General features: G+C 44.2%; 1 protein-coding gene. It reads right to left on the bottom strand.

Annotation, left to right across the window (positions count from 1 at the left end; genetic code table 11):
* Window positions 1–74: 74 nt before the first annotated feature.
* On the bottom strand, window positions 75–1,256 hold the full coding sequence (locus tag CKW00_RS13470; RefSeq protein WP_095822981.1) for an IS256 family transposase: 1,182 nt from the start codon (window positions 1,254–1,256) through the stop codon (window positions 75–77).
* Between the last annotated feature and the right edge of the window lie 100 nt (window positions 1,257–1,356).

Below are 1,356 nucleotides of genomic sequence, written 5' to 3'. Positions count from 1 at the left end.
AGTCAAGTCCTTAATCTTGTGTAAAAATATTTTACAATGATTACCACTACGTGATTATAAAAGGTGAGAAGGGGTCAGCCTTCTCTCCTTTTCTGTAGAAATCTACGATTTTCCTTTTCCATCGTTTCTCCATAATCCATCAATACGGCACCGATAAGGCGAAAAGCAGATTGGGTATTCGGGAAGATGCGGATGACTTTTTCTCTTCTGCGAATCTCTCCATTCAACCTCTCCAAATTGTTCGTGGTGCGTAGCTGGACATGATATTCGACAGGTTCATTCATGTATTGAATGGCGTCTTCGAACCCTTCATCAAGCGTTTCGATAACCTTCTGGTATCCTTTCTCTTCCTCGTAGGTTTCGATGAATTCACTTTTCAACGCTCTAGCTTTCTCTATGTCAGGGACATCAAACATATACTTAAGTAAGCGTTTGGCTTCTTCAGCATTCTTTTTCGGCATGCGATCCATGATATTACGTTTGAAGTGGAACGTGCAGCGCTGCCAGCCTGTACCGATAAAGGATTCCTGAATCGCTCGTTTTAAGCCCTGGTGGGCGTCAGAAATCATAAGGGCAGGTGATGAAAGGCCACGGGACTTCAATTTATCGAAGAATTGGGTCCATCCTTCTTTGGATTCTGCGTGGTTGACGTTCAACCCGATGATTTCCCGTTTGTGATCCTTATTTACGCCAATAGCTATATAAACAGCCTTGGATACTACCCGTTGATGTTCCCGAACCTTGATATACATGGCATCCACGTAGATGTACTTATAGTACATGAGGTTCAATGGGCGGTTCGCCCATTCGTTCACCACTGGGTCCAGCTTTTTCGTAAGCGAAGAAACAAAGGATTTGGATACGTTCTCGCCGCATAACTGTTCCACGATTTTGGTGACTTTCCGTGTCGAGACGCCATTGACGACCATCTCCATCATGGAGAGCGTCAGGGACTGATCCGCCCGTTTATAGCGCTCAAATATAGCAGTAGAGAACGCTCCATCCCTGGTGCGAGGGACTTTCAGTTTTATTTTTCCGGCAGATACGAGAAAATCTCTCTCGTAATACCCGTTACGATAGTCCGCTCGTCCATCCGTTCGTTCATACGCTCCGGCGTTCAAATAGTCGTCGCGTTCTTTCTCCATATATTCGTTCAAGACGAGGACGAGAGAGGACTTCACCACGGCATCCAGATCAGAAGTTGCCACCTTTTCTTTCAAATCTTCAATGTTTACGGTAAAATTAAGTTGGGTCATCATCAAACCTCCTGTGTTGGTTTTTCGTGGTTGAAAACATTGTAACACAGGGTTGATGAGGCCCTTTTTTTCTTTTTACACAATTATATGGACTCAATCT

Source organism: Salimicrobium humidisoli (genome assembly GCF_002295105.1).
GTDB lineage: Bacteria > Bacillota > Bacilli > Bacillales > Halobacillaceae > Salimicrobium > Salimicrobium humidisoli.
Note: the sequence above shows the minus strand (reverse complement) of the source record. Positions and strands in the feature narration are given on the sequence as shown.